At 70.9% G+C, this 26,645-nt stretch carries 26 protein-coding genes; 11 read left to right on the forward strand and 15 right to left on the reverse strand.

Going from position 1 to position 26,645, the window contains the following annotated elements; genetic code table 11:
• Positions 1-4 precede the first annotated feature (4 nt).
• The 4 genes from P3G67_RS11800 (at position 5) to P3G67_RS11815 (ending at position 4,563) form a co-directional block, all read left to right on the forward strand.
• The gene (locus P3G67_RS11800; RefSeq protein ID WP_276093413.1) at positions 5-877 is read left to right on the forward strand and encodes an ATP-binding cassette domain-containing protein; all 873 of its coding nucleotides are present in this window, start codon (positions 5-7) and stop codon (positions 875-877) included.
• Positions 878-967: 90 nt separating this feature from the next.
• Positions 968-1,882 carry a sugar phosphate isomerase/epimerase family protein gene (locus P3G67_RS11805; protein ID WP_269858823.1) on the forward strand — a complete coding sequence of 305 codons (915 nt, stop codon included), beginning with the start codon at positions 968-970 and terminating at the stop codon, positions 1,880-1,882.
• Positions 1,883-2,490: 608 nt separating this feature from the next.
• Positions 2,491-3,504 (forward strand): Gfo/Idh/MocA family protein, encoded by a 1,014-nt coding sequence (locus tag P3G67_RS11810; protein ID WP_276093414.1) that lies wholly within the window; start codon positions 2,491-2,493, stop codon positions 3,502-3,504.
• 51 nt (positions 3,505-3,555) lie between these two features.
• Entirely contained in the window at positions 3,556-4,563 is a 1,008-nt protein-coding gene (locus P3G67_RS11815) for a Gfo/Idh/MocA family protein (RefSeq protein WP_276093415.1), read from the forward strand.
• Between the two features lie 21 nt (positions 4,564-4,584).
• Here P3G67_RS11815 and P3G67_RS11820 read toward each other — a convergent pair whose 3' ends face one another.
• From P3G67_RS11820 to P3G67_RS11835, 4 genes are all read right to left on the reverse strand, one after another.
• Positions 4,585-5,076, reverse strand: a complete 492-nt coding sequence (locus P3G67_RS11820) for a glutathione peroxidase (protein ID WP_269856421.1) — start codon at positions 5,074-5,076, stop codon at positions 4,585-4,587.
• A gap of 9 nt (positions 5,077-5,085) precedes the next feature.
• Positions 5,086-6,315 carry a cytochrome P450 family protein gene (locus P3G67_RS11825; RefSeq protein ID WP_276093416.1) on the reverse strand — a complete coding sequence of 410 codons (1,230 nt, stop codon included), beginning with the start codon at positions 6,313-6,315 and terminating at the stop codon, positions 5,086-5,088.
• Between the two features lie 88 nt (positions 6,316-6,403).
• Positions 6,404-7,030: a bifunctional 4-hydroxy-2-oxoglutarate aldolase/2-dehydro-3-deoxy-phosphogluconate aldolase gene (locus tag P3G67_RS11830; RefSeq protein ID WP_269856423.1), complete on the reverse strand. Its 627-nt coding sequence runs from the start codon at positions 7,028-7,030 to the stop codon at positions 6,404-6,406.
• 88 nt (positions 7,031-7,118) lie between these two features.
• The gene (locus P3G67_RS11835; protein ID WP_276093417.1) at positions 7,119-8,432 is read right to left on the reverse strand and encodes an ROK family transcriptional regulator; all 1,314 of its coding nucleotides are present in this window, start codon (positions 8,430-8,432) and stop codon (positions 7,119-7,121) included.
• 132 nt (positions 8,433-8,564) lie between these two features.
• On the opposite strand from P3G67_RS11835, the gene P3G67_RS11840 reads away from it, so the two are divergent.
• From P3G67_RS11840 to P3G67_RS11855, 4 genes are read left to right on the forward strand one after another with little or no spacing between them, the layout of a single operon-like run.
• Positions 8,565-9,878: an ABC transporter substrate-binding protein gene (locus P3G67_RS11840; protein ID WP_276093418.1), complete on the forward strand. Its 1,314-nt coding sequence runs from the start codon at positions 8,565-8,567 to the stop codon at positions 9,876-9,878.
• 11 nt (positions 9,879-9,889) lie between these two features.
• On the forward strand, positions 9,890-10,870 hold the full coding sequence (locus P3G67_RS11845) for a carbohydrate ABC transporter permease (protein WP_276093419.1): 981 nt from the start codon (positions 9,890-9,892) through the stop codon (positions 10,868-10,870).
• Entirely contained in the window at positions 10,863-11,702 is an 840-nt protein-coding gene (locus tag P3G67_RS11850) for a carbohydrate ABC transporter permease (protein ID WP_276093420.1), read from the forward strand. The genes P3G67_RS11845 and P3G67_RS11850 overlap by 8 nt, the downstream gene beginning before the upstream one ends.
• A 34-nt stretch (positions 11,703-11,736) precedes the next feature.
• Positions 11,737-13,095: a GH1 family beta-glucosidase gene (locus P3G67_RS11855; protein ID WP_391858248.1), complete on the forward strand. Its 1,359-nt coding sequence runs from the start codon at positions 11,737-11,739 to the stop codon at positions 13,093-13,095.
• Positions 13,096-13,160: 65 nt separating this feature from the next.
• Here the strand turns inward: P3G67_RS11855 and alc are convergent, their stop codons facing one another.
• Positions 13,161-14,273, reverse strand: a complete 1,113-nt coding sequence (gene alc, locus P3G67_RS11860) for an allantoicase (protein WP_276093422.1) — start codon at positions 14,271-14,273, stop codon at positions 13,161-13,163.
• Positions 14,270-15,631, reverse strand: coding sequence for an allantoinase AllB (allB, locus tag P3G67_RS11865; RefSeq protein ID WP_276093423.1), 1,362 nt, complete (start codon positions 15,629-15,631; stop codon positions 14,270-14,272). Before allB ends, alc begins: the two co-directional genes overlap by 4 nt.
• 297 nt (positions 15,632-15,928) lie before the next feature.
• On the opposite strand from allB, the gene P3G67_RS11870 reads away from it, so the two are divergent.
• Positions 15,929-16,729, forward strand: a complete 801-nt coding sequence (locus tag P3G67_RS11870) for an IclR family transcriptional regulator (RefSeq protein WP_276093629.1) — start codon at positions 15,929-15,931, stop codon at positions 16,727-16,729.
• A gap of 13 nt (positions 16,730-16,742) precedes the next feature.
• Here the strand turns inward: P3G67_RS11870 and P3G67_RS11875 are convergent, their stop codons facing one another.
• Positions 16,743-17,075 carry a DUF5955 family protein gene (locus P3G67_RS11875; protein WP_269856431.1) on the reverse strand — a complete coding sequence of 111 codons (333 nt, stop codon included), beginning with the start codon at positions 17,073-17,075 and terminating at the stop codon, positions 16,743-16,745.
• Positions 17,076-17,344: 269 nt separating this feature from the next.
• On the opposite strand from P3G67_RS11875, the gene P3G67_RS11880 reads away from it, so the two are divergent.
• Positions 17,345-17,989: a nucleotidyltransferase family protein gene (locus P3G67_RS11880; protein WP_276093424.1), complete on the forward strand. Its 645-nt coding sequence runs from the start codon at positions 17,345-17,347 to the stop codon at positions 17,987-17,989.
• A gap of 193 nt (positions 17,990-18,182) precedes the next feature.
• Positions 18,183-19,799: a malate synthase A gene (gene aceB, locus P3G67_RS11885; RefSeq protein ID WP_276093425.1), complete on the forward strand. Its 1,617-nt coding sequence runs from the start codon at positions 18,183-18,185 to the stop codon at positions 19,797-19,799.
• A gap of 28 nt (positions 19,800-19,827) precedes the next feature.
• Here aceB and P3G67_RS11890 read toward each other — a convergent pair whose 3' ends face one another.
• The 8 genes from P3G67_RS11890 to P3G67_RS11925 all read right to left on the reverse strand — a co-directional run bounded on the left by P3G67_RS11890 (position 19,828) and on the right by P3G67_RS11925 (position 26,553).
• Positions 19,828-20,739, reverse strand: a complete 912-nt coding sequence (locus P3G67_RS11890; protein WP_276093426.1) for a hypothetical protein — start codon at positions 20,737-20,739, stop codon at positions 19,828-19,830.
• A 94-nt stretch (positions 20,740-20,833) separates the two neighbouring features.
• Positions 20,834-22,225, reverse strand: coding sequence for a nucleobase:cation symporter-2 family protein (locus P3G67_RS11895; protein ID WP_276093427.1), 1,392 nt, complete (start codon positions 22,223-22,225; stop codon positions 20,834-20,836).
• 163 nt (positions 22,226-22,388) lie between these two features.
• Entirely contained in the window at positions 22,389-23,792 is a 1,404-nt protein-coding gene (locus P3G67_RS11900; RefSeq protein ID WP_276093428.1) for an 8-oxoguanine deaminase, read from the reverse strand.
• 136 nt (positions 23,793-23,928) lie between these two features.
• Positions 23,929-24,852, reverse strand: a complete 924-nt coding sequence (gene pucL / locus P3G67_RS11905) for a factor-independent urate hydroxylase (RefSeq protein WP_276093429.1) — start codon at positions 24,850-24,852, stop codon at positions 23,929-23,931.
• A 6-nt stretch (positions 24,853-24,858) separates the two neighbouring features.
• Positions 24,859-25,239, reverse strand: coding sequence for a hydroxyisourate hydrolase (gene uraH, locus P3G67_RS11910; protein ID WP_276093430.1), 381 nt, complete (start codon positions 25,237-25,239; stop codon positions 24,859-24,861).
• Positions 25,236-25,754, reverse strand: a complete 519-nt coding sequence (gene uraD / locus P3G67_RS11915) for a 2-oxo-4-hydroxy-4-carboxy-5-ureidoimidazoline decarboxylase (protein ID WP_276093431.1) — start codon at positions 25,752-25,754, stop codon at positions 25,236-25,238. The genes uraH and uraD overlap by 4 nt, the downstream gene beginning before the upstream one ends.
• 164 nt (positions 25,755-25,918) lie before the next feature.
• On the reverse strand, positions 25,919-26,299 hold the full coding sequence (locus tag P3G67_RS11920) for a helix-turn-helix domain-containing protein (RefSeq protein WP_276093432.1): 381 nt from the start codon (positions 26,297-26,299) through the stop codon (positions 25,919-25,921).
• A 2-nt stretch (positions 26,300-26,301) separates the two neighbouring features.
• Positions 26,302-26,553, reverse strand: a complete 252-nt coding sequence (locus P3G67_RS11925) for a thiamine-binding protein (RefSeq protein ID WP_269856441.1) — start codon at positions 26,551-26,553, stop codon at positions 26,302-26,304.
• Positions 26,554-26,645: the final 92 nt, after the last annotated feature.

The following is a 26,645-nucleotide window of genomic DNA, read 5'->3' on the forward strand; positions in this document are numbered from 1 at the left end:
CACCATGGCAACCAAGGAAACCTCCGGCACTTCGGGGCCCGTCGTCGAGCTGAGCGGCGTCGGCAAGTCGTACGGCAACATCCGCGCCCTGCACGGGGTGGACCTGGCGGTCAGCCCCGGCCAGGTGACCTGCGTGCTGGGCGACAACGGCGCGGGCAAGTCCACCCTCATCAAGATCATCTCCGGGCTGCACCAGCACACCGAGGGCGAGTTCCGCATCGACGGCGAACCGGTACGGCTGGGCTCCCCGCGCGACGCGCTGGACCGCGGCATCGCCACCGTCTACCAGGACCTGGCCACCGTGCCGCTGATGCCGGTGTGGCGGAACTTCTTCCTCGGCTCGGAACTGACCCGGGGGCGCTGGCCGCTGCGCCGGTTGGACATCGCCCTGATGAAGAAGACCGCCGACGAGGAACTGCGCGCGATGGGCATCGTCCTGGACGACCTGGAGCAGCCCATCGGCAGTCTGTCCGGCGGCCAGCGCCAGTCCGTGGCGATCGCCCGCGCGGTGCACTTCGGAGCCCGGGTGTTGATCCTGGACGAGCCGACCGCCGCGCTCGGCGTCAAGCAGTCCGGCGTCGTCCTCAAGTACATCGCCGCCGCCCGGGAACGTGGCCTGGGCGTCATCTTCATCACCCACAATCCGCACCACGCCTACATGGTCGGCGACCACTTCACCGTGCTGCGGCTGGGCACGCTGGAGCTGAGCGCGGCCCGTGCCGAGGTCAGCCTTGAGGAGCTGACCAACCACATGGCGGGCGGCGCCGAACTGGCCGCGCTCAAGCACGAGTTGGCCCAGGTACGCGGCGTCGACACCGACGTGCTGCCGTCCGCCTCCCGCGGGGCGGGTGAATCATCGGGGGACCTCGTCCCCTGACGTGTGCCCCGGGGCCGTGCCGCCGGCCCCCGCGTCCTGAACGCCCTTCACCACCGGCCACCTCCACAACCGGCAAGGAGACCACCGCAGATGACCACCAGCTCCGCCCCCGTACTGGACCGCATCCGGGTCGGTTCGGCACCAGACTCCTGGGGGGTGTGGTTCCCCGACGACCCGCAGCAGGTTCCCTGGGCCCGCTTCCTGGACGAGGTCAGCCAAGCCGGTTACGAATGGATCGAGTTGGGGCCGTACGGCTATCTGCCGACCGATCCGAAGCGGCTCACCGACGAACTCGCCCGCCGCTCACTGAAGGTCTCCGCCGGAACCGTCTTCACCGCACTGCACCGCGGCCCGGCGGTCTGGGACGCCACCTGGGCGCATGTCGCGCAGGTGGCCGAGCTGACCAGGGCGATGGGCGCACGGCACCTGGTGGTCATCCCGTCCTTCTGGCGGGACGACAAGACCGCCGAGCTGATCGAGAGCAGCGAGCTGACCGGCGCGCAGTGGGGCCATCTGGCCAGCGGCATGCAGCGGCTCGCCCATGAGGTGCGGGAGCGCTACGGGCTGGACATCGTGGTCCACCCGCACGCCGACACCCACATCGACACCGAGGAGCACGTCGTCCGCTTCCTCGACTCCACCGACTCCGACCTGGTCAACCTCTGCCTGGACACCGGCCACTACGCCTACTGCGGCGGCGACAGCGTCAAGCTGATCAGGACCTACGGCGAGCGGATCGGCTATCTGCACCTGAAGCAGGTGGACCCGGAGATCCTCGCCGATGTCGTCGCCAACGAGGTGCCGTTCGGCCCCGCGGTCCGGCGCGGGGTGATGTGCGAGCCGCCGCGCGGGGTGCCGGATCTGCCGCCGGTACTGGCGGCGGCGCAGGATCTCGGCGTGGATCTGTTCGCGATCGTGGAGCAGGACATGTATCCGTGTCCCGCGGACCAGCCGCTGCCGATCGCCCAGCGCACCCGGCGCTTCCTGCGCGGCTGCGGAGCGTAGGCCTCGCCGGCCGGGCCGGAGCGGAGGTGGATGTTTTCCCGGGGGCAAGCCCCCGAACCCCCACTGACGCCTAGACCTCGCCAGCCGGGCCGAAGCGGAGGTGGATGTTTTCCCGGGGGCAAGCCCCCGAACCCCCGCTGACGCCTAGACCTCGCCGGCCGGGCCGGGGCGGAGGTGGGTGTTCTCCCGGGGGCAAGCCCCCGAACCCCCACTGACGCCTAGACCTCGCCAGCCGGGCCGAAGCGGAGGTGGATGTTTTCCCGGGGGCAAGCCCCCGAACCCCCACTGACGCCTAGACCTCGCCGGCCGGGCCGAAGCGGAGGTGAATGATTTCCCGGGGGCAAGCCCCCGAACCCCCACTGACGCCTAGACCTCGCCAGCCGGGCCGAAGCGGAGGTGAATGATTTCCCGGGGGCAAGCCCCCGAACCCCCACTGACGCCTAGACCTCGCCAGCCGGGCCGAAGCGGAGGTGGGTGTTCTCCCGGGGGCAAGCCCCCGAATCCCCACGGGCCGGAGTGGCGGCAAGGTCGCTTCCGGGGGGCGGGCCCAGGATCTGTCAACGAGCTTGCCGGGGTGAGGCCCCGGTCCAGGAAGGGACGAGACAGCGATGCACGAGACACTCGGCGTAGCCGTGATCGGCACCGGGCGGATGGGGGCCGACCACGTACGCCGCATCCACGAAATGATCAGCGGAGCGCGGGTCGCCGCCGTGGTGGACATCGACGCCGAACGCGCCAAGCGGATCGCCGACGGCATCGAGGGGTGTACCGCCTACACCGATCCGGCCACCGCCATGGCCGCTCCCACCGTCGACGCGGTGCTGATCGCCTCGCCCGGACCGGCGCACGAGGCCGCGCTGCTGACCGCGTTCGACCGCGATCTGCCCGTCCTGTGCGAGAAGCCGCTGACCCCGGACGCCGCCTCCGCACTGCGGGTGCTGGAGGCCGAGCAGCGGCTGGGCCACCGCAGGGTGCAGGTCGGCTTCATGCGCCGCTACGACGCGGAGTACCTGCGGCTGAAGTCGCTGCTGGCCGATGGTGGACTCGGCCGCCCGCTGATGCTGCACAACCGGCACCGCAACGCCTCCACCCCGCCCGGCTTCACCAACGCCATGCTGATCAACGACTCGGTCGTCCATGAGATGGACGTGACGCGCTGGCTGCTCGACCAGGAGATCACCGCGGTCACCGTGCTGCGCCCCACCCCGTCCGGCAACGCCCCGGAGGGCCTGGACGACCCGCAGTTCGTCATCTTCGAGACCGACGGCGGGGCACTGGTGGACGTGGAGATCAACGTCAACTGCCGCTTCGGCTACCAGGTTCAGGCCGAGGTGGTCTGTGAGCGGGGCACCGCCCGGATCGGCGAGGCGCACTCCCTGCTCACCAACGCCGAGGGCCGCTGGGGAGGCACCATCGCCCGGGACTTCGTGGAGCGGTTCGAGGAGGCGTACGACCGCGAAGTGCAGAGCTGGGTCAACGCCACCCGGCGCGGCGAGGTCGAGGGCCCCAGCGCCTGGGACGGCTATGCCGCGGCGGCGGTATGCGAGGCCGGGGTGAGGGCGCAGAGCGAGGGCCGCAGGGTGGCGGTGGAGATGATCGAACGCCCGGCCCTGTACCGCTGAACTCCGCCTTCCAGAGAACCTATTGAGCCAGAGAACTGATTGAGGACCGCCATGCGAATCGGACTTGTGGGTGCCGGCCGTATCGGCTCGTTCCACGCCGAAGCCCTGCAAGCGCTGCCCACCGTGGGCGAGTTGGTGGTGGCCGACGTCGATCCGGCCCGGGCCGTCGAAGTCGCCGCGCGCATTGGCGCCCGGGCGACCGGGTCGGTGGACGGCCTGTTCGCCTCCGGCGTGGACGCGGTGGTGATCGCCTCGGCCACCTCGGCGCACGCCGACCTGATCACCCGCGCCGCCCGCGCCGGGCTGCCCGCGTACTGCGAGAAGCCCATCGCACTGGACCTGGCGGGCACACTGCGCGCGCTGCGCGAGGTCGAGGCCGCCGGAACCATGTTGCAGATGGGCTTCCAGCGGCGCTTCGACGCCGGGTATCTGGCCGCCCGGGAAGCCTATAGGGACGGTCGGCTGGGCCGGGTGCACACCATCCGGGCCATCACCTCGGACCCCGCTCCGCCGCCGCCGGAGTTCCTGCCGCTGTCCGGTGGGCTGATCAGGGACTGCCTGGTCCATGACTTCGACGCGGTGCGTTGGCTGACCGGGCGCGAGGTGGTGGAGGTCTTCGCCCGCGGCTCCGCCGGAGGCGCGGCGTTCTTCCGGGAGGCGGGCGATGTGGACACCGCCGCCGCGCTGCTCACCCTGGACGACGGCACCCTGGTCACGGCGACGGCCACCCGCTACAACGGCGCGGGCTACGACGTACGGATGGAACTGTCCGGGGAACGGGACCAGTTGGTCGTCGGCCTGGACCACCGCACCCCTTTCACCTCCGCGGAACCCGGCGGTCCGCAGGGGCCCGAACGGCCCTGGACCGGCTTCCTGGAGCGCTTCGACAGCGCGTACCGGGCCGAGCTGGCCGCGTTCGTCGAGGCCGCCCAGGGCAGGGCCGCGAATCCCTGCTCGGGCCGCGAGGCACTGCACGCCCTGCTCGTGGCGGAGGCGTGTGAACTGTCCCGGGCGGAAGGCCGCCCGGTGTGGCTGGAGGAGATCGCCAAGGACATGTGAGCAGTCGGCCACCTCGCCGCCCTAGCGAGGAAGCAACTCCTCGATCGCCGCCACGAGTTCCGCGGCCTCCGGCTCGGTACGCGGCCGGAAGCGGCCGGACACCGTGCCGTCAGGAGCGATGAGGAACTTCTCGAAGTTCCACTGGATGGGACCCGCTTCGCCCTGCGCATCGCCGAACCGGGTCAGTTCGGCGTACAGCGGCTGCTGGTCCGCGCCGTTGACGTCGGCCTTGGCGTAGAGCGGGAAGCTCACACCGTAGGTGGTGGAGCAGAAGGTCTCGATCTCCTCGGCGGTACCCGGCTCCTGGCCGCCGAACTGGTTGCAGGGAAAGCCGAGGACCGTGAAACCACGCTCGGCGTAACGCTCCTGCAAGCGCTCAAGGCCCGCGTACTGCGGAGTGAGCCCGCACTTCGAGGCGACGTTGACGATGAGCAGCGCCTTGCCCCGGTGGTCGGCGAGCGAACCGGCTTCGCCGCCGAGGGTCCGCAGCGGAATGTCGTAGAGGTTGGCCATGTCGCGATCCTAGGACCTTTCCGCAGGTGTGAAGCGGACCAGCAACTGGTGCGGGCCGCGGATCAGCATGCCCTCGCGCCAGGTGAGGGCCGCCGGGTCGGCGTCCAGCGCCAGGTCGGGGCAGCGTTCCAGCAGCGTACGGATGGCGATCCGGGCCTCAAGCCGGGCCAGCGGCGCCCCCAGGCAGTAGTGGATGCCATGGCCGAAGGCCACATGGCCACCGGCGGGCCGGCGGATGTCGAAGCGGTTCGGCTCGGGGAAGCGGTCCGGGTCGCGGTCGGCGTCGGCGAGCGCCACCAGCACGAGTTCCCCGCCACCCGGGATGACCGTGCCACCCACCTCGTACGGCTCGGTGGTGAAACGATACGTCGGAGTCTCCACCGGGCCGTCCCAGCGCAGCATCTCCTCCACCGCGTTGTCGATCAGTGTGAAGTCGGCGCGCAGCGCGGCCAGTTGCTCGGGATGGGTGACCAGGGCCAGTACGCCGTTGGAGATGAGGTTGACCGTGGTCTCGTGCCCGGCGACCAGCAACAGCCAGGCGGTGCCGCGCAGTTCGTCGGCGGAGAGCCGGTCGCCGTCCTCGTCGGTGGTGCGGATCAGCGCGCTCATCAGGTCGTCGCCGGGGTGCCGCCGCTTGTCGTCCAGCAACCGGTCGAGGTAGCCGCTGACCTCCTGGACGGCCGCGTAGCGTACGGCGGGGTCGGTGGCCGACAGCGCGTTGTTGGACCAGTCGCGGAACGCCGCCCGGTCGAGCATCGGCACACCGAGCAGTTCGCAGATCACCGCGATCGGCAGCGGGAAGGACAGTGCCTCCACCAGGTTGGCCCTGCCGTCCGGCGCGGCCAGCATGGCGTCCAGCAGGCCGTCGGTGATCTCCTGGACGCGCGGGGCGAGGCCCTGGACCCGGCGCGCGGTGAACTCCCTGACCACCAGGTTGCGCAGCCGGGCGTGGTCCGGCGGGTCGGAGTTGAGCATATGAGGTCCGGCCGACGGGCTGGTGAGCGGGAAGTCGGCGGCGGCCTTCTTCCACTGCTTGGACAGCCGCGGGTCGGTCAGCGCCGCGCGCCCCGCCTCGTAGCCGACGACCAGCCAGGCCTCGGCGCCCTCGGGTATTCGCACGCGGTGTACCGGCCCGCGTGCGCGTAGCGCCGCGTAGACGGGATAGGGATCGCGGACGAAGTCCGCACCCAGCGCGGTCAGATCGATCACTTCGTGTTCCCCCACCACACGCCCTCTCATCCGGAACTTACGACACGCTATCGGGCAACGCCGCTGCGGCGAACAGGAGTTCCGGCCGAATCCAGATCATGGGCAGCGGTCCGACGCGCTACTCCCCGTGGTCGGCGATGCGGTCGAGCAGATCGGCTACCCGCTTGGCGACGGTCTCACGGTCGCCCTCGACCAGCGGTGCGCCCAGGCCGCAGGCCACCGCACCGGCGGCGAGCCAGCGCGGCGCGCTGTCCGGGGTGATGCCCGCTGTGGGCAGCAGCGGCGCCTGCGGCAGCGCGGTACGGACGTCTTCCAGCCACTCGGGACCCACGGCGGAGGCGGGGAACAGCATGACCGCGTCGGCACCGAGTTCGAGGGAACGCACGATCTCGTTCACCGTCGCCGCGCCGGGGAAGACCGGTATGCCGTAGCGGTGGCCGGTGGATATCACCTCGGCGTCGAGGTTCGGCGCGGCCAGGAAGCGGGCCCCGGCGTCCACCGCCATCCGGGCCGAGGCGGCGTCCAGCACCGTACCGGCGCCGATGATCGCGTCGTCGCCCACCTCCCGCACCAGCGTGGTGACCGCCTCCAGCGCGAAGGGGGTGGTCAGGGAGATCTCCAGGGTGGTGATCCCGGCGGAGAGCAGGGTGTCGGCCATCCCGGCGGCCTGGTCGTAGCTGTCGGTGCGGATGGTGGCGAAGACCCGCTGGGCCAGCGCGGCCCGGGTGATCTCCCAGCGGTACACGGCGGTTCGCCGTCCTTTCCTGTTCGGCCCAAGGGCTGGTGGTCGCCAAGAACCGGCCCCCGTACGCGGGACCGCCTCGTCAAGAAGGCTATCGGTCGCCACCGACAGCGCCCCGGCCGGAAGCGGCCCGCGGCAGCCTGGCCGGGCGGACGCGGGGGGCGCCCCCGTCGTACTCCCCAACGGACCTCGCCCGCACCGGAGTTCCCGGTACCGGCGGCCGTCCGCCGTGGTCCAGGAAGCGGGCCAGCGGCAGGGTCGCCGCACCTACGGTGACCGCGTCGGCACCGAGTCGGCCGAGGTCGATCGCGGCGTGCCCACCGGGGTGCCGCAGCGCGTACTCGGCGGCGGCGGCGCGGACGGCGGGCAGCAGCCGGGGGCCGAGCAGCAGGCCCGCCCAGCCGCCGATGACGATGCGTTCGGGGTTGAACAGGTTGACCAGATCGGCGATGCCCGCGCCGAGGTACTCGGCGGTCTCGTCCAACAGGGCCGCCGCCTCCCGGTCGTGCTTCGCGCGCTCCAACAGGGCGGCCAGCGCCGCCTCCTCGCCGACTCCGGCCGGCGCGCCGCCCCACCGCTCAAGCAGCGACGCGGCGCCGACGTACGCCTCAAGACAGCCGCGGGAGCCGCAGCGGCAGCGGCGGCCACCCACCCGCATCGTGGTGTGCCCCCACTCGCCCGCACTGGAGGTGGTTCCCCGGTACGGTTTGCCGTCGGCCACCACACAGGCGCCGACGCCGGAGCCGATCAGCGCGATCACCGCGTCCCGCGCGCCACGGCCCGCGCCGAACCACATCTCGGCCTGACCGAGGGTCTTGGCGCCGTTCTCTATGTACAGCGGAAGGCTGGTTCCGGCGCGCAGCAGCCTGCCCAGCGGCACGGCCTCCCAGCCGATGGTCTGGCCGTGCACGACAGCGCTGTCCCAGCCCTGTTCGACGATGCCGGGCACGCCCACGCCGACGCCCAGGACACGGGACGGATCGACGCCGGACTCGGCGATCACGGTGCGCAGCCCGTCCAGGACCAGGTGGACGAGGTGCGCCACATCCCGTGCGCTGTCGGCCAACGGGTGCTCGGCGAATGCGAGTTCGGTCAGGTCGAGGTCGAACAGCCCCACCCGGACCCGGGTCTCGCCGATGTCCACGCCGATCAGACGGCCGTAGTCGGCGGCCACCTTCAGCAGGATGCGCGGGCGCCCGCCGTCGGAGTCGGCCACCCCGGCGCGCTCGACCAGGCCGTCCGCGATGAGTTCGGCCATGACGTTGCTCACCGAACCGGCGCTCAGCCCGGTGTCCCGTCCCAACTCCAGGCGGCTGAGCGGCCCTTCGAAGTACAGATGCCGCAGCAGCGCGGAGCGGTTGCCCCGACGCAGGTCACGTACGGTCCGCTGGGTCCTGTCCGGCATGCCGTGCCAACTCCCCTCCCCCGACACGCCGAACCTATCGCTGCGTGAAGCCTTGACGCCGGGTTTTCACACAGTTTAAATCACGACTTGAATTAAGGCGTAAAGGTGTTCATTTCCCGAACAGGGGTAACCGTGCCGAACCGTAGGGGCCTCGCGGCCCTCACCGCCGCCGTCAGCCTCACCGCCAGCGCCTGCGGGGGCGGTGCCGCGATCGGCGCCGACGGCGGCAACGCACACCCCAGGACACTCACTTACTGGGCCAGCAACCAGGGCGCAAGCCTGGCCGACGACCGCCGCGTACTGGCCCCGGAACTGGCGAGGTTCCAGCGGCGGACCGGCATCAAGGTCAAGCTCGAAGTCATCGGCTGGCCCGACCTGTTGAACCGCGTGCTCGCCGCCACCATTTCCGGCCAGGGCCCGGACGTGCTCAACATCGGGAACACCTGGTCCGCCTCGCTCCAGGCGACCGGCGCCCTGCTCCCGTTCGACGCCCGGCTGCTCACGGCCATCGGCGGCCGGAACCGCTTCGCCCCCGCCGCACTGGCGGCCACCGGCGCGGCCGGCCGGGACCCGGCGGCCGTACCGCTGTACTCCCTGTCGTACGGCCTGTACTGGAACCGCGCGCTGTTCCGCCGGGCGGGCATCCCCCGGCCGCCCACCACCTGGGCCGAGTTGACCGCCGACGGCAGGCGGCTGACCGGCGGCGGCCACTACGGCCTGGCCATCGAGGGCGGCAACTACGCGGAGAACGCCCACCACGCCTTCATCCTCGGCCGACAGCACGGCGCCGACTTCTTCACCGCCGACGGCAGGCCGCGCTTCAACACCCCGCAGGCCGTCGCCGCCGTCAAGCAGTACGTCGACTTCATGGCGAAGGACAGGATCACCGCGCCCGATGACGCCGAGTACGCCGCCCAGCAGTCCCTACAGGACTTCGCGACCGGCAGGGCCGCCATGCTGATGTGGCAGTCGGCCGCATCCTCCCTGAAGGCCCACGGGATGCCCGGCGACGCGTACGGCGTGGCTCCGATACCGTTCCAGACCGCCAACGCCTCGGGTCCCGCCCGGGTGGACTCCATGGTCGCCGGGATCAACCTCGCGGTCTTCCGGAACAGCCAGAACCATGACGGCGCGGTGAAGTTCGTCCGGTTCATGACCAGCACCGCGGAGCAGAAGACGCTCAACGCCGCCTTCGGCTCCATTCCGCCGGTCAAGGACGCCCAGGACGATCCCGCCTTCGCCACACCGGACCTGACCACCCTGCGCCAGGTGCTGGCGCACGGCGCCGCACCGCTCCCCCAGGTTCCCGACGAGAGCCAGTTCGAGACGCTGGTCGGCACCGCCATGAAGGACCTGTTCGCCGACGCGGCGGCGGGCCGTCCGGTCACCGACGCGAGCGTGCGCGCCGCCCTCACCAAGGCCCAGCAGCAACTCCCGACGAGTTGAGGTGACGTCAGATGACGGTCACGGCCTCCACCACACCGCCCCCGGCCGCCGAAGTGCCCGCGACGACCAGCCTCCGCCCCCGGAGACGTTCGCGCGGTGCCGCGCTGCCGTATCTCCTGCTGCTGCCCGCGCTCCTGCTCGAACTGCTGGTCCATCTGGTGCCGATGGTCATCGGCGTGGTGATGAGCTTCAAGGAACTGACCCAGTTCTTCGTCCGCGACTGGGGATCGGCGCCCTGGACGGGGCTGGGCAACTACCGGGTGGCGGTGCGGTTCGACGCGCCCGTCGGGCAGGCGCTGCTCCACTCGTTCCTGATCACCTGCGGCTTCACGGCGCTGTCGGTCGGGCTGTCCTGGCTGCTGGGCACGGCGGCGGCGATCCTGACGCAGCAGGGCTTCCGCGGCCGGGCACTGCTGCGCGGGGTCTTCCTCGTCCCGTACGCGCTGCCCGTCTACGCGGCGGTCATCACCTGGTCGTTCGTGTTCCAGCGGGACAACGGCCTGGTGAACCATGTCCTCCACGACCAGTTGCGCCTCGCCTCGGGACACCCGTTCTGGCTGATCGGCGGCAACAGCTTCGCGGCACTGGTCACGGTGTCGGTGTGGCGCTCCTGGCCGTTCGCCTTCCTGTGCCTGACCGCCGGGCTGCAGAACATCCCGCGGGAACTGTACGAGGCGGCGGCGATGGACGGCGCGGGGACCTGGCAGCAGGTCCGGCGGATCACCCTGCCGTCGCTGCGGCCGGTCAACCAGGTGCTGGTGCTGGTGCTGTTCCTGTGGACGTTCAACGACTTCAACACGCCGTACGTGCTGTTCGGCAAGTCGGCACCGGCCGCCGCCGACGTGATCTCTATCCACATCTACCAGTCGTCGTTCATCACCTGGAACTTCGGTTCCGGCGCGGCGATGTCCGTGCTCCTGCTGCTGTTCCTGCTGTTGGTGACGGTCGGCTACCTGGTCGCCACCGCACGTGGAAGGGATGCCGATGCGTGAGACCCCCGGTTTCGTGTGGACCCGGCGGATCGTGCTCACGGCGCTCGCCGCCTTCGCCCTCGCGCCGGTCTACGTGATGCTCAGTTCCTCGCTCAAACCGCTGGCCGAGGTGCAGGACGCCTTCCACTGGCTGCCGGGCAGGCTGACGCTGCGGCCGTACGCCGACATCTGGCACACGGTCCCGCTCGCGCACTACTTCGTCAACTCACTCATCGTCGCGGCGAGTTCGACGGTGGCGTCGGTGCTGGTCGCGGTCTTCGCGGCGTACGGGGTGAGCCGCTTCAGGTTCCGGGGCCGGCGGCTGTTCACGGTGACCGTGCTGTCCACGCAGATGTTCCCGGGGATCCTGTTCCTGCTGCCGCTGTTCCTGATCTTCGTGGACATCGGGAACGCGACCGGCGTCGCCCTGTACGGCAGCCGCGGCGGTCTCGTCCTGACCTACCTCACGTTCTCGCTGCCGTTCTCGATCTGGATGCTGGTCGGCTACTTCGACTCCATCCCGCGCGAGTTGGACGAGGCGGCGCTCACCGACGGCTGCGGGCCGTTGGGGGCACTGCTGCGGGTGGTGGTCCCGGCCGCCGTGCCGGGCATCGTCGCGGTGGGGGTCTACGCGTTCATGACCGCGTGGGGCGAGGTGCTGTTCGCCTCCGTGATGACCAACGACACCACCCGCACCCTGGCCGTGGGACTCCAGGGATACGCCAGCCAGACCGATGTCTACTGGAACCAGGTCATGGCGGCCGCGCTGGTGGTCAGCGTGCCCGTCGTCGCCGGGTTCCTGCTGTTGCAGCGCTATCTCGTCGCCGGCCTGACCGCCGGGGCCGTCAAGTGAGCTTTCCGGAAGGGATGTTGTGACCGAACACCGAGTGGACGACCTCGCCGCCTTCCCCGCCGACTTCCTGTGGGGCGTCGCGACCTCCGCGTACCAGATCGAGGGCGCGGCGGGGGACGAGGGGCGGGCGCCGTCGATCTGGGACACCTTCTGCCGCACACCCGGCAAGGTGGCGAACGGCGACACCGGCGACGTGGCCTGCGACCACTACCACCGCTGGCGCGAGGACATCGCGCTGATGCGGGAGCTGGGCGTCACCGCGTACCGCTTCTCCGTCGCCTGGCCGCGGGTGGTGCCGCTCGGTGACGGTCGGGTCAACCGGGCGGGGCTCGACTTCTACGACCGGCTGGTCGACGCGCTGCTCGAAGTGGGCGTCACGCCTTTTCCGACGCTCTACCACTGGGACCTGCCGCAGGCGCTCCAGGACCGGGGCGGCTGGCCGAGCCGGGACACCGCGGAGCGGTTCGGCGAGTACGCGGCCGTGGTGGCGGGGGCGCTCGGTGACCGGGTGCGGGACTGGGCGACACTCAACGAGCCGTTGTGCTCGGCCTGGATCGGGCACCTGCAAGGAGACATGGCGCCGGGCCTCACCGATCTGACGGCGGCGGTGCGCGCCTCGTACCACCTGCATCTGGGGCACGGGCGGGCGGTCGCCGCGATCCGGGCGGCAGCGCCCGAGGCGCGGGTGGGCATCGTCAACAACCTGAGCCCCTGCGAGCCCGCCACCGACCGCGAGGCGGACCGGGCGGCGGCGGTACGCGCCGACGGGCACGGCAACCGCTGGTGGCTGGATCCGCTGCACGGCCGCGGCTATCCGCAGGACATGGTCGAGCTGTACGGGGTGGAACTGCCCACCCGGACGGGGGACTTGGCGGCGATCGCGGCGCCACTGGACTGGCTGGGGCTCAACTACTACTTCCGGACCGTGGTCGCCGACGATCCGACCGGAGCACCGCCGTACGCCCGCCAGGTGTACCTGCCCGGGGTGCCGCGCACCGCCATGGACTGGGAGGTGCACCCGGGCGGCCTTGAGACGATGCTGATGCGGTTGACCGAGGAGTACGGCGCCCGCCGCATCCTGGTGACGGAGAACGGATCCGCGTACCCGGACACCGTCGGCCCGGACGACCAGGTCGACGACCCCGAGCGCGCGGCCTATCTGAGCGCCCACCTGGCGGCCTGCGCCCGGGCGGTGCGGCGCGGCGCACCGCTCGCGGGGTACTTCGCCTGGTCGTTGCTGGACAACTTCGAGTGGGCGTACGGCTACGAGAAGCGGTTCGGACTGGTGCATGTGGACTACGGCACGCAGCGGCGGACGGTGAAGGCCTCCGGGCGGCGGTACGCCGAGACGGTCGCCGCGCACCAACGGCGTGCGCAACGGGTGTTGCGGTGAGCTCGCCACCGCGGGCGGGGCGGCCGGAGGACACCTCACGCCGACCGCCCCTGAGTCGGCGCCCCTTACAGTCGCGCGGTGCGCTCGCGCAATCGCTGGGCGCCGGTCTCGGTGAGGGATCCGTACAGGTGCAGCCGGGCGATGCCGCCGTCCGGGAAGGTGTCCAGGCGGACGTGCGTGGTGGCCGGTGCGGTCACCAGGAACCGGTGCACGGTGTCCGGCTGGAGCCGTGTGCGCGGCAGGATCTCGAACCACTCGTCGCGGCCGGCCGTCGCGTCCAGCCCGTAAAGCGCCACCCAGCCGGCCGAGTTGCCCTTGTAGCAGCCGGTGTCGATCTCCACGGCCCGGATCTCCGCGTGCTCGGTGAGCCGGTAGCGGACCCAGTCGTGGCCCTTGTCGCGCCGCCGCCGGGTCTCCCAGCCGTCGTCCATCTTGCGGGAGCGGCCGGGCAGGATGGTGTTGGCGGGCGGTGAGTAGAAGCGGTCGGAGGCGTCCTCGGCGAGGCCGCCGTTCTCCAGCGCGACCACGTCGAACGTGCCGAGCGCGGCAAGCCATTCCGGGTCGGGCGCCACCTCGCCGTACACCCGCAGCCGGGCGATGCCGCCGTCCGGATGCTGGTTCAACCGCAGGTGGGTGAAGCGGCGTTCGACGTCCACCTCGAAGACGTTGGCGGCATGGCCGCCGACGGGAGTGCGCGCGACGATCTCGGTCCACCGGGTGGACGGCGCCAGCAGTTCCTCGGGCGACGCGGACAGCGGCGCGGAGGTGGCCTCGACGCTGACGCTCTGCGGGTAGTTGCCGCGGAAGTGCGCGGTGTCCACGACGAGCCCGCGGATCACACCGGGGGCGCCCAGGCGGATCAGCGCCCAGTCGTGGTCGGCGTCCACCGGATGCGGGGAGTCCGCGCCGGCGCCCCGGCGGCGCCGGGTCTCCCAGCCGTCCATGACCTTGCCCTTGTGCCCGAAGTGCTCGGGGTCGAACACGGGGCGCTCGGGGACCAGCAGGTTCTCCCGCTCGGCGAAGAACTCGTCGCTGGCGGCGATGACTCCGGCGCCGAGGCGGCGGTCCGCGAGGTCGACCAGGTGGTCGAAGGGAACCTCGGCACCGCGGTAGTCGGCATACGGATCGCCGCCACCGTACGGCTTGGCGTCGCCGGTGAAGCGAGTGACCTGCGTCATGCATGCTCCTCGTGTCGTTCGCGTGCGATGAGCCGGCCCCGGGGCCGGGTGGTCACCCCGCGGTCGGCGATGAGTTGTCCGCGCAGCCAGGTGGCGCGTACCACGCCGTGCAGGGTGCGGCCCGCGTAGGCGGTGACCTGGTTGCGGTGGTGCAGGGCGGCCGGGTCGACGGTGAAGGTCTCCTCGGGGGCGAGCACCGCGAAGTCGGCGTCCCGGCCGGGCGCGATGGCACCCTTGCCGCTGAGCCCGACGAGCCGGGCGGGTCCGGTGGACATCCAGCGGGCCACATCGCTGAGGCTGTGGCCGCGCCTTCTGGCCTCGGTCCAGATCGCGGGCAGTCCGAGCTGGAGCGAGGAGATGCCGCCCCACGCCTGGCCGAAGTCGCCGGTGTCCAGGCGCTTGAGGTCGACGGTGGACGGCGAGTGGTCGGAGACCACGCAGTCGATCGTGCCGTCGGCCAGCCCCCGCCAGAGCGCGTCCTGGTTGCCCGCCTCGCGGATCGGCGGACAGCACTTGAACTCCGTCGCCCCGTCCGGGACCTCCTCCGCCGTCAGGGTCAGGTAGTGCGGGCACGACTCGACGGTCAGCCGTACCCCGTCGCGCCTCGCCGCGGCGATCAGCGGCAGCGCGTCACTGGACGACAGGTGCAGTACGTGGACCCGCGCGTCGAGCCGTTTGGCGAGGGCGATCAGCTGCCCGATGGCGGTGTCCTCGGCGGCGCGCGGCCGGGAGGCCAGGAAGTCCGCGTACTTGCGCCCGTGCGGGCGCGGGGCCGAGTCGATCAGCTGCGGATCCTCGGCATGCACGATCAGCAGGCCGCCGAACGAGGCGATCTCCCCCATCGCCGCTTCCAGTTCGGCCGGGGACAGTTGCGGGAACTCGTCCACGCCGGAGTGCAGTAGGAAGCACTTGAACCCGAACACGCCCGCGTCGTGGAGGGGTTGGAGGTCCTTGACGTTGCCGGGTACGGCGCCGCCCCAGAAGCCGACGTCGACATGGACCTTGTCGAAGGCGGTGTTCCGCTTGATGTCCAGCGCTGCCACCGTGGTGGTGGGCGGGATGCTGTTGAGCGGCATGTCGACCAGGGTGGTGACGCCACCGGCCGCGGCGGCGCGGGTGGCCGTCTCGAAGCCCTCCCACTCGGTGCGGCCCGGGTCGTTGACATGGACGTGGGTGTCCACCAGCCCGGGCAGCAGCGCGTCGTCGCCGATGTCCACCAGGCGTGCGCCCGCGGGCACCTCCGCCTCGTACGGCAGGACGTCGGCGATCCGGCCGCCGCTGACCGCGACCGCGGCCGGGCGCTCCCCCTCGGGCGTGACGACCCGCGTCGAACGCAGCACCAGCTCCACGTCGGCCACGCGTTCCCCTCCTCTTCCGCCCACCGGACTTCAACGTTCTGTTGAACGCACTGTTGGACGAATCTTCATCCGCCGAGCAGGGAGCGTCAAGGGTTCACCGGAGGGGTGGCGGAGGTAGTGCGGAAGTTTCAGCTGATTCCACAAAATGGAATCAGCTTTCCGTAGAGTAGAATGTAGCAATGCCCAGTCACGGGCCACCGGCAGCGATCGAAGCGTCGGCGCCCGGTAGGCTGCGGTACTGCCGACGGGCTGCCACCCGGCGGCCCAGCGGCTTCGAGAGGACCGGACGTGCCGTCGATCAGCTCCAGCAGCTCCGCCAACACCCCGAGCGCGACCAGGGCCGCCAACGGGGGCGCCGGAGGCGTGCAGTCACTGGAGCGCGCCTTCGACCTGCTGGAGCGGATGGCCGACGCGGGCGGCGAGGTGGGGCTCAGCGAGCTGTCCGCCAGCAGCGGGCTGCCGCTGCCGACCATCCACCGGTTGATGCGCACCCTGGTCTCCTGCGGCTACGTCCGCCAGCAGCCCAACCGCCGCTATGCGCTGGGTCCCCGGCTGATCCGGCTCGGCGAGAGCGCCTCACGACTGCTCGGCACCTGGGCCAGGCCGTATCTGGCGGAGCTGGTGGAGGCCACCGGCGAGACCGCGAACATGGCGCTGCTCGACGGCGACGAGGTCGTCTATGTGGCGCAGGTGCCCTCACGGCACTCGATGCGGATGTTCACCGAGGTCGGCCGGCGGGTGCTGCCGCACTCCACGGGCGTGGGCAAGGCGCTGCTCGCCGACGTACCGGCGGACGAGGTGCGGGCGCTGCTGGCCCGCACCGGGATGCCCGCGGCGACCGAGAAGACGATCACCGATCCGGACGCGTTCGTCGCGGAGCTGGAGCGGATCCGGGCCGCCGGGTACGCGGTGGACGACAGCGAGCAGGAGATCGGCGTGCGGTGCCTGGCGGTGACGGTGCCGGACTCACCCACGGCTGCCGCCATCTCGATCTCCGGTCCGGCGGGGCGGGTGACCGAGGCGGCACAGGAGCGGATCATTCCGGTACTGCGGGACATCGCCCGGCAGTTGTCGGTCGCCCTGGCCCGACCGGCCTGACACAACGGGTTCGCTAGGGGGCGACACCCCATGGCGGCACCGTCGGGCGGGGAGCCAACGGGCCGAAGAGGTCTATCGCGTTGCGCAGTTCGCGCAGCGCGGGGGAGAGCGCGCTCACCGAGCCCAGCGCACCCGTGATGAGCAGCAGTGAGTAGCGCAGCCGGTCCGCCGCGGGTGCGCCGGTGGAGGTCTGACCGTCGAGCGCGGTCAGTTCCTCCTCGGCTATCTCGCGGTCGGACAAGTGGCCGCGGTAGCCCGCCAGTTCGCGACGCAGCCGGGTGACGGCGGTGCGCAGTTCCGCCACCCGCGGGTCCTCGGGGCCCACCCCGGTCCGGTGGTTCGACACTAGGCACTCCCCTTCGAGCGCAGTAGGCCGGACCAGTAAAGGCGACGCTCCGCACACCGCGCCACACAGAGCGCTAAATACGTCCTAAAAACCTTTGCGTGCGGGGTGATTCGCGGCCTTGTGCACCGCGAATCTCACGCAGGGTCGCATTTTCCGGCGCTGTGCTCACTCGCCGTCACGTCGTGTGATCGTCCATCAAATCCCTGTTCCCCACACCGCACAGAGGTCTCCCGTTTTCACCCCGGGCCGGAAGGGGGTATGCAGGGGGCATGGTGGAACATAACGGCGCCGCTTCCCCGGTGCCCGGTCTGGTACTGGCCGCCGGGACCGGCCGGCGGTTGGGCGGCCGCCCCAAGGCCCTGCTGGCGTACCGCGGCGGCCTGCTGGTGGAGCACGCGGCACGGGTCCTGCGGGACGGCGGCTGCGATCCGGTCCATGTGGTGCTGGGCGCGGCGGCGCGGGAGGTACGGGACCGGGCGAGGGGTCTTGAGCGGTGCGTCCTGGTGGACAACCCCTCCTGGCCGGAGGGCATGGGCTCCTCACTGCGCGTCGGGCTGGAGTCCCTGGCCCCGCTGGGCGCGCCCGCGGCGCTGGTCTCACTGGTGGACCAGCCGGGCATCGGCTCCGATGCCGTCGCCCGGGTCCTCGCCGGGGCGGCGCCGGCGTCACCGGGCACGCTGGCCGCCGCCGCGTACGGCGGCCGGCGCGGCCATCCGGTACTGTTCGGCGCCGATCACTGGCCCGCGATCACCGCCTCCGCGACCGGCGACCAGGGCGCCCGGGCCTATCTAAAAGCCCACGAGAGCGGCATCACACTCGTCGAGTGCGGGGACATCGCCGCGCCCTACGACATCGACACCCCCGCCGACCTGCGGCTCCTCTTGGACGATCTTCCCGGCGCCGAGCGGACCTGACGCCCCCCCCTGCACTCGGTGCCACAAACCGTTGATCTTCCACTATGCAGAAACTATGCTCCACCCAGCAGAAGCCTCGGCCGGGCCGCACACCTCGCCGCGGCCGCACTGCCGCCGTACCCACGATGCACGGCACCCCGTGCCGCCACCGCGCCACCGCCGCACACGGTCCGCGCGGGAAGGAGTGACCGCCATGTCCGCAGCAGCGCCACAGGAACCGGCCGTCGTCGTCGCCGCCGGAACCGTCCCGCGATCCGAGGAGGTGCTGACCGACGAGGCGCTGACGTTCGTCGCCGCCTTGCACCGCCGGTTCACGCCGCGCCGGTCCGAACTGCTGGCCCGCCGCAGGGAGCGCCGCGACGAGATCGCCCGCACCGCCCGCCTGGACTTCCTTCCGGAGACCGCCGCGATCCGCGACGGCGACTGGCGGGTGGCCCCCGCACCGGAGGCGCTGAACGACCGTCGGGTGGAGATCACCGGCCCCACCGACCGCAAGATGACGATCAACGCGCTGAACTCCGGCGCCAGGGTGTGGCTCGCGGACTTCGAGGACGCGTCCGCGCCCACCTGGGAGAACGTCGTACTGGGCCAGCTCAACCTGATCGACGCCTACGAGCGGCGGATCGACTTCACCACCCCCGAGGGCAAGTCCTACGCGCTGCGCCCCGACGAGGAGCTGGCCACCGTGGTCATGCGCCCGCGCGGCTGGCACCTGGACGAGCGCCACCTGGTGGTGGACGGCGAGCCGGTGCCGGGCGCGTTCGTGGACTTCGGCCTGTACTTCTTCCACAACGCCCAGCGGCTGCTGGCCAAGGGCAAGGGGCCCTACTTCTACCTGCCGAAGACCGAGTCGCACCTGGAAGCCCGGCTGTGGAACGACGTCTTCGTCTTCGCCCAGGACTACCTGGGCGTTCCGCAGGGCACCATCCGGGCCACCGTGCTGATCGAGACCATCACCGCGGCGTTCGAGATGGAGGAGATCCTCTACGAACTGCGCGACCACGCCAGCGGGTTGAACGCGGGGCGCTGGGACTACCTGTTCTCGATCGTGAAGAACTTCCGTGACGGCGGGGAGAAGTTCGTCCTCCCGGACCGCAACGCGGTCACCATGACCGCGCCGTTCATGCGCGCCTACACCGAACTGCTGGTCCGCACCTGCCACAAGCGCGGCGCGCACGCCATCGGCGGCATGGCCGCGTTCATCCCCTCGCGCCGCGATCCGGAGGTCAACGCCAAGGCGCTGGAGAAGGTCAAGGCCGACAAGGACCGTGAGGCGGCCGACGGCTTCGACGGTTCCTGGGTCGCCCACCCCGACCTGGTGCCGGTGGCCCGCGCCAGCTTCGACGCGGTGCTCGGCGACCGGCCCAACCAGAAGGACCGGCTGCGCGAGGACGTCCATGTCACCGCCGGTCAGCTGCTCGCCATCGACTCGCTGGACGCCAGGCCGACGTACGAGGGGCTGCGCAACGCGGTGCAGGTCGGCATCCGCTACATCGAGGCCTGGCTGCGCGGGCTCGGCGCGGTGGCCATCTTCAACCTGATGGAGGACGCGGCGACCGCCGAGATCTCCCGCTCGCAGATCTGGCAGTGGATCAACGCGGGCGTCGTCCTCGACAACGGCGAGAAGGCCACCGCCGAGCTGGCCCGCCGGGTCGCCGCCGAGGAACTGGCCGCGATCCGCGCGGAGATCGGCGACGAGTCGTTCGCCGCCGGCAGCTGGCAGCAGGCCCACGACCTGCTGCTGCAGGTCGCCCTGGACGAACGGTACGTGGACTTCCTGACCCTTCCCGCCTACGAGTTGCTCGGCTGACGCTCGGCGGCGGCGGGGTTACGGAACATCAGTCCCGCAGCCGTACGACGCGGTGCATACCGAGGAAGGCGTGCGGCGCGCCGCCGCCGTCGTCGGGGACGAAGCACAGCAACGCGTAGGTGCCGCGCCGCAGATGGCGCGGATGGACCAGGACGGTACGGCCGGGCGCGATGGCGCCGAGTCCGGACGGCTCGCCGGTGAACGGTGACCGTCCGGACACCGGGCCGTGCGCCAGCGCGTTGAAGTACCTGGCCAGTTCGGCGTCGGTGGTGCCGTACCGGACGCGCTGGATCTGCATCTCGTGGATCTCGGTCGAGATGTTGCGCACCAGGAACGTGCCGTGCGCGTTGTCCACGTCCTGCGGGCGGAAGCGCGGACCGGCGTCGGTGTCCACGGCGAGCACCCGTCCGGTCGGGGTGCGCCGCAGCTGCCCATAGCGGCAGGGGCCGTGCAGCCGCAGTGCCTCCACCTCGGCGTCGGGGCCGGGGTGGCGGCGGAAGGCGGTGAGGTCCAGCAGGTAGACCCAGCCCGCGGTGATCGACTCGGTGAACTCCACCGGCACCCCCCGGGTGACGAAGGCGCCGCCCAGCGGCTCGGCGTCGCCCCGTACCGCGTGGATACCGGCGGCCGCGGTCCGCGGATCGCTGCTGACCGCGTTCACCAGGTCCTCCAGCACCCGCCGGGGCCGCACCCCGCGCTTGGGCCGGAACAGTTGGAGCTGCCGCCCGCGCCGGTCGCTGGTGTGCGCCTGGAACGTGACGTTTCCGCACTGGTGGTGCCGGGGCGCCCGGATGCCCGAACGGCTGATCCGTACGTCGATCCCGTGGTGCCGGAGCTGGGGGCGCGCGCCGACCGGGTGGGCCCCGGCGACGGTGGCGGCGAGCGCCACAGCGGTGACGGCGGCGGCTCTGGCGCCGCGCCGCAACGGTTCGATGCCCATGACAGCCCCTTCTGGTGTGGCTCGCGTCACATCAGAACACCGACCAGGGCGGATGCCAATCGACCATGCGGGCGGATCTTCGCGGGCGGCGGCCTCAGGACGGCACCGGCTCACTGACCGGGTCCACCGGGTCCACCGGCTCCACCGGCTGCGCCGGTGTGCGGCCCAGATGGTGGAAGACCACGTTGAGCACGACGGCCACCAGACAGCCCATGCTGACACCGGAGTTGAGCACGATCCGCAGATGCGGATCCACCCCGTCGTAGAAGTCGGGGGCGACGATCGGGATGATGCCGATGCCCAGGGCGACGGCCATGATCAGCAGATTGTCGCCGTTGTCCAGGTCCGCCTCGGCGAGCGTCTTGACACCACTGGCCGCGACCGTGCCGAACAGCACGACGCCCGCACCGCCCAGCACCGGCCCCGGCACCAGGGCGATCAGCGAGGCCAGCACCGGGCACAGTCCCATCAGGAGCAGGATGAGGCCGCCGGCGGCGACCACGAACCGACTGCGCACCCGGGTGATCGCCACCAGGCCGATGTTCTGCGCGAAGGCGCTGTTGGCGAAGCCGTTGAAGAGCGGGCTGATGGCGCTGCCGAGCGTGTCGGCACGCAAGCCCGCCGCCAACACCGCCTCGTCCGCGGGCTTTTCCACCACCTTGCCCAACGCCAGGATGTCCGCCGTCGACTCGGTCAGGCAGACAAGCATGACCACGCACATCGAGACGATGGCCGGAAGCTGGAACTGCGGCGCACCGAAGTGGAACGGGGTGGGGAAGCCGATGAGGCCCGCCCTGCCGAGCGGGCTGAAGTCGGTGGCGCCGAACGGAATCGCGATCAGGGTTCCGGCGACCAGCCCGATGAGCACCGCGATCTGCCGGAGGAAGCCGGTCAGCGTCCGCCGCAGCACGAGCACGATGGCCAGGGTGATGACGGCCAGCGCGATGTCGGAGACGCTGGCCGCGGGGTGCGCCGGATCGTTTCCTGCGGCCCATCCGATGGCGACCGGCAGCAGCGAGACGCCTATCAGGGTGATCACCGAGCCGGTGACCACGGGCGGGAAGAACCGGACGAGCCTGCTGAAGTACGGGGCGACGAAGAAGCCGAGGACTCCGGCGACCATCACCGCGCCGAACATCACCGGCAGGCTGTCACGGTGCGGTGTGGTGTTGGCGATCGCCACCAGCGGTGCCACACCGGCGAACGAGACACCGTTGACGAACGGCAGCCTGGCACCGACCTTCCAGAAGCCGAGGGTCTGCAACAGCGTGGCGATGCCCGCCGTGAACAGGCTGGCGCCGACCAGGAAGGTCAACTGGGCGCCCGACAGTCCACACGCCTTGCCGACCACCAACGGTGGCGCGACCACCCCGGCGTACATGGCGGCGACATGCTGCAGACCGCTGGTGACGAGCTTGAGTGGGGGGAGGGTCTGATCGACCGGATGTTTGCGCTCTGCGATTGCTGGAGCCGGGTTGGCGACCACGGTGCTCCTCCTGTCGGTTACACGCTCTCGCGCGGGTTTCAGGGAGGTGGTGCGGGTCGAGGGGTTGGGGGTAGAAATGCGCCGCCCCCTGCCGTGACCATCCGGCACGGGGGCGGCGCGGCCGACCGGGGACCGTCCTCCTCAGTCGGTGTCGTGGCGGGCGTCAGTCGGTGAGCCCGGCGATCCTCGCCAGGCGTTGGGCCTCGGCGCGGGTGGTGCGGGCGATGGCGTCCTCGTCGACGGTCACGAGTCGACCGTGCTCCACCACCGGCTTGCCGTCGGTGAGCAGCAGGGTCAGTGGTGCGGCGGCGCCGAAGACCAGCGCCGCGACCGGGTCGGCGATGGACGAGTGGAGCACTCCGTCGAGCTTCCACAGCGCCAGGTCCGCGAGCTTGCCCGGTTCGATGGAGCCGATCTCCCGCTCCCGGCCCAGCACCCGGGCGCCGCCCATGGTGCCAAGCCGCAGCGCCTGGCGGGCGTTGAGCGCCTTCTCGCGGTGCTCGCCGAGCCGGTTGACCAGCAGGGCGTTGCGCAGTTCGGTGCCCAGTTCGCCGGACTCGTTGGAGGCGGTGCCGTCCACGCCGAGGCCGACCGGCACTCCGGCTGCCAGCATGTCGGGCACCCTGGCGATCCCGGCGGCCAGCCGGGCGTTGGAGGACGGGCAGTGGGCGACACCGGTACCGGTCTCGGCGAACTTGGCGATGTCGGAGTCGTTCATGTGCACGCAGTGCGCCATCCACACGTCCTCCCCCAACCACCCGGTGGACTCCAGGTAGTCGGTGGGCCCCATGCCGAACAGCTCGTGGCAGAACTTCTCCTCCTCCACCGTCTCGCTGCCGTGGGTGTGCAGCCGCACGCCCTTGGCACGGGCCAACACGGCGGCCTCGCGCAGCAGTTCGGTGGAGACCGAGAACGGCGAGCAGGGCGCCACGCCGATCCGCAGCATCGAGTCGAAGGACGCGTCGTGCCAGCGGTCGATCGCCTCCTCGGTCGCGGCCAGCGCGGCCTCGGTGGACTCCACGGCGAAGTCCGGGGGCAGGCCGCCGTCCGAGATGCCGCGGTCCATCGAGCCTCGGGTCGGCGAGAACCGCACTCCCATCTCGGCGGCGGCGCGGATCTCGGCACCGAGCAGATCGCCGGCGCCGCGCGGGAAGACGTAGTGGTGGTCCATCGCGGTGGTGGTGCCGGACAGTGCCAGCGCGGCCAGTGAGCCCTGGGCCGCCGCGTGGACCATCGGCTCGTCGATCCGCGCCCAGACGGGGTAGAGGGTGACCAGCCAGTCGAACAGGTTGCAGTCCTGGGCCAGGCCGCGGGTGATCCACTGGTAGAAGTGGTGGTGGGTGTTGACCAGGCCGGGGGTGAGCAGATGGCCTTCGCCGTCGACGCGCCGTACCACGTCGCCCAGACCGGCCGGGGCGGGTCCCGCGCCGACCGACTCGATGCGGTTGCCCGCGATGACCACATGGCCTCGGGCGTACTCGCTGCCGTGCTGGTCGACGGTGGCGATGGCGCAGTTCTCGATGACGATGCGCGCCGTCGCGCCGCCTTGGGCTGCCGGTGCTGCCATGGTGCTTCCTCGTTCTGTTCGTTGGCGGTCGGGCACGGCATGGCCCTGGGGATTTGAGTGCCGGAGCCGGGCGGGGCGGTCGAGGAGGCCGCCCCACCCGTCGGGTGCTCCGGGTGCCGAGTGTGCGGAGGGTCTGTCAGAGGTTGGTCATGTCCATCGGTATCCGGGCTTCGACGCCGTCACGCAGCACGGTCGCCTCGATCAGGCCGTACGGGCGGTCCGCGGCGAAGTACACCTCGTTGTCGTTCTTGAGGCCGAACGGCGCCAAGTCCACCAGGAAATGGTGGTTGTTGGGCAGCGAGAAGCGGATCTCGTCCACCTCCGAGCGGCTGTTGATCACGCGCGAGCCCATCTGGTACAGCGTCTGCTGCAGCGAGAGGCTGTAGGTCTCGGCGAAGGCCTGGAGTATGTGCTTCCTTGCCTGGGCGTACGAACGCTCCCAGTTGGGCGCGCGGTCCTCGTCGCTGGTCCAGTTGTAGCGCCACCAGGCGCTGACGTCGGTGGCCAGGATGCGGTCGTTGGTCTCTTTGAGCGTGGTGTACTTGTCCTTCACATAGCCCCAGAACTCCGAGTGGGTGGAGTTCAGCACGGTGAGGTCCTTGAGTCCGGCCAGCACCTCCCACCGCTCGCCGTCGAAGGTGATCTGGGCGGTGCGGACCTCCTGGCCCTTGCGGACGAAGGAATGCTTCACCTCGTCGGCGCCGATGAAACGCGAGTTGCCGTCCGCGGTCTCGATCCGCTCCCAGGCGTACTCCTCTATCCGGATGCGCGCCCGCCTGATCGGCTGCTGGCTGGTGACGAAGTGCCGGGCGAGGTGGATGCCGAACTGCTCGGCGGAGTCGATCCCGTACTCCTTCGCGAAGGCGAAGACCGTGTTCTTGGTGGTGTCCGTGGGCAGTACGTTGGCGTTGCTGCCCGAGTAGTGGACCTCCTCCATGTCACCGGACAGGGCGACGGAGACGTTGAGGTCCTTGATGTGGTGGGTGTCGCCGTCCCGCGTGATCCTTACGACGCGGTTCTCCGCTTTGCCGTACTGGTTCTGGCCGAGAATCGTGGGCATTGTCTGCTAGCTCCCTCGGTAAACGGAGTAGCCGAACGGGTTGAGCAGCAGCGGTACGTGATGGTGCTCGCCCGGTCGTACGGCGAAGGTGACCGTCACTTCGGGGAAGAACGGACCGCTGTCCCGATTCGCGGGGGCGTCCTGCTGCACATCGGCTTGCTTCTTCTCGAAGTACGGCTCGACCTCGAAGAGGAGCCGTACATGGGTGGTGCCCTCGGGGAGGGCGGGCAGGTCCTTGCAGCGCCCGTCGGCGTCCGTGCTGGAGGCGCCGTGCACGGTCCAGTCGGCGTGGGCGCCGCCGCGGACCGACAGCCGCACGGGTACGCCCTCGGCCGGGCGGCCGACGCTGGTGTCCAGGACGTGCGTGGACACGGAGGTGTCCGTCATGACGGGTCTCCTTCCGCCGATGCCAGGCGGGTCAGCCGGATACGGTTGATCTTCCCCAGTTCGCCGCGGACGATCTCCCGCTCCTGTTCCGAAGTGTTGCCGATCCGGGCCCTGGCCGCGTCCCTCATCTGCTCGCCGGTAAGCCCGGTGGCGCAGATCAGGAAGACATGCCCGAACCGCTCCTGGTAGGCCAGGTTGAGTTCGAGCAGTTCGGCCCTCAGCCGGTCCGACGCCCCGGCCATACCGCGCTGTTCACGCGCCGAGGCGGGGTCGCCGGGCTTGGGGCGGCCGATCGGCGGATGGCCGGCCATCGCCTCGCCGAGGTCCTCGGCGGTCATCTCGCGCAGCGCGGAGTCGCTCGCCGCGAACAACGCCTCCGCGTCGGGGTACGGGCGCTCGGCGAGTACCGCGGCCGCCCAGGCGGTGGAGGCGCAGACCTCGCGCAGCAGTCGGGCGGCGGTCTCGTCGTCGACGGCGTTGAGGCGGGCGAGGCCCGCGGTGGAACGAGAAGTCATCTGCGGCCTCCAGGGCCTGCTGGACCGGGCTTGCCGGAAAGCTAGATCCAGCCGACACGCGCCGTCAACACTTTGTTGAACTTTCTGCGACAGAAAGAGCCGCCACCCGGGACAAAACCGGGCGGCGGCTCCAGAATCGCTGGTCACGCGGCGTGTACGGGCGGTTACTCGCCGCCCTTCGCGGCGTTCTCGCGGTTGAGGTAGTTGTACACGGTGAAGCGGCTGACCCCGAGCGCGGAGGCCACCGTCTCCACTCCGTGCCGCACCGAGAAGGCGCCGCGCTCCTCCAGGATCCGCACCACCGTCTGCTTCTCCTTGCGGTCCAGTGCGGCGAGCGGGCGGCCCTGGCGGCGCTCCAGGTCGGCCAGGATGTGATCGAGCGAGTCGGCTATGTGCGGCAGCCGCACGGCGACCACCTGCTCACCCTCCCAGCTGAGCACCACGTCGTCACCCCGCGCGGCGTCCGGCGGGACCATCTCGCCACCCATGGCGTCGACCAGCGGCTTGACGGCGTCGACCAGCGGGTGGGAACCGGGCGCGGTCATGCTCACCCCTCCCCCTCGTCCACCACGTTGAGCTGGAGGGACACCCGGGTCGCGCCCGCGTCCAGACTGCGCTCCAGCAGGTCGCGGACGGCGGCCAGCACCGCCTCGGCCGATCCCTCCGCGGTGTTGCCGAACGGACCGACGTCCACCCGGTCCAGATCGGCCGCCTGCACCACCTCGCGCGCCACCACCGCATGTCGCGGGGCCTCGTCGAGGTCGAACGGCTCCGTTGTGAACTCAACCCTCAATCGCACGCCCTCAACCTAACCGGTTCCGTGCGCGGCTCGACGCCGGCACTTGACACTCGCCGCACCCATCCCCCACTCTTCCAATACGCAGAAACTAA

Origin of the sequence: Streptomyces silvisoli, from assembly GCF_029269905.1 — a bacterium.
GTDB lineage: Bacteria > Actinomycetota > Actinomycetes > Streptomycetales > Streptomycetaceae > Streptantibioticus_A > Streptantibioticus_A silvisoli_A.

Bases quoted from the DNA above. Each gene is read 5' to 3' on its own strand.
- P3G67_RS11800 (WP_276093413.1), top strand. From the start codon at position 5: ATGGCAACCAAGGAAACCTCCGGCACTTCGGGGCCCGTCGTCGAGCTG.
- P3G67_RS11805 (WP_269858823.1), top strand. From the start codon at position 968: ATGACCACCAGCTCCGCCCCCGTACTGGACCGCATCCGGGTCGGTTCG.
- P3G67_RS11810 (WP_276093414.1), top strand. From the start codon at position 2,491: ATGCACGAGACACTCGGCGTAGCCGTGATCGGCACCGGGCGGATGGGG.
- P3G67_RS11815 (WP_276093415.1), top strand. From the start codon at position 3,556: ATGCGAATCGGACTTGTGGGTGCCGGCCGTATCGGCTCGTTCCACGCC.
- P3G67_RS11820 (WP_269856421.1), bottom strand. From the start codon at position 5,076: ATGGCCAACCTCTACGACATTCCGCTGCGGACCCTCGGCGGCGAAGCC.
- P3G67_RS11825 (WP_276093416.1), bottom strand. From the start codon at position 6,315: ATGAGAGGGCGTGTGGTGGGGGAACACGAAGTGATCGATCTGACCGCG.
- P3G67_RS11835 (WP_276093417.1), bottom strand. From the start codon at position 8,432: ATGCCGGACAGGACCCAGCGGACCGTACGTGACCTGCGTCGGGGCAAC.
- P3G67_RS11845 (WP_276093419.1), top strand. From the start codon at position 9,890: ATGACGGTCACGGCCTCCACCACACCGCCCCCGGCCGCCGAAGTGCCC.
- P3G67_RS11850 (WP_276093420.1), top strand. From the start codon at position 10,863: ATGCGTGAGACCCCCGGTTTCGTGTGGACCCGGCGGATCGTGCTCACG.
- alc (WP_276093422.1), bottom strand. From the start codon at position 14,273: ATGACGCAGGTCACTCGCTTCACCGGCGACGCCAAGCCGTACGGTGGC.
- P3G67_RS11880 (WP_276093424.1), top strand. From the start codon at position 17,345: ATGGTGGAACATAACGGCGCCGCTTCCCCGGTGCCCGGTCTGGTACTG.
- aceB (WP_276093425.1), top strand. From the start codon at position 18,183: ATGTCCGCAGCAGCGCCACAGGAACCGGCCGTCGTCGTCGCCGCCGGA.
- P3G67_RS11890 (WP_276093426.1), bottom strand. From the start codon at position 20,739: ATGGGCATCGAACCGTTGCGGCGCGGCGCCAGAGCCGCCGCCGTCACC.
- P3G67_RS11900 (WP_276093428.1), bottom strand. From the start codon at position 23,792: ATGGCAGCACCGGCAGCCCAAGGCGGCGCGACGGCGCGCATCGTCATC.
- pucL (WP_276093429.1), bottom strand. From the start codon at position 24,852: ATGCCCACGATTCTCGGCCAGAACCAGTACGGCAAAGCGGAGAACCGC.
- uraH (WP_276093430.1), bottom strand. From the start codon at position 25,239: ATGACGGACACCTCCGTGTCCACGCACGTCCTGGACACCAGCGTCGGC.
- uraD (WP_276093431.1), bottom strand. From the start codon at position 25,754: ATGACTTCTCGTTCCACCGCGGGCCTCGCCCGCCTCAACGCCGTCGAC.
- P3G67_RS11920 (WP_276093432.1), bottom strand. From the start codon at position 26,299: ATGACCGCGCCCGGTTCCCACCCGCTGGTCGACGCCGTCAAGCCGCTG.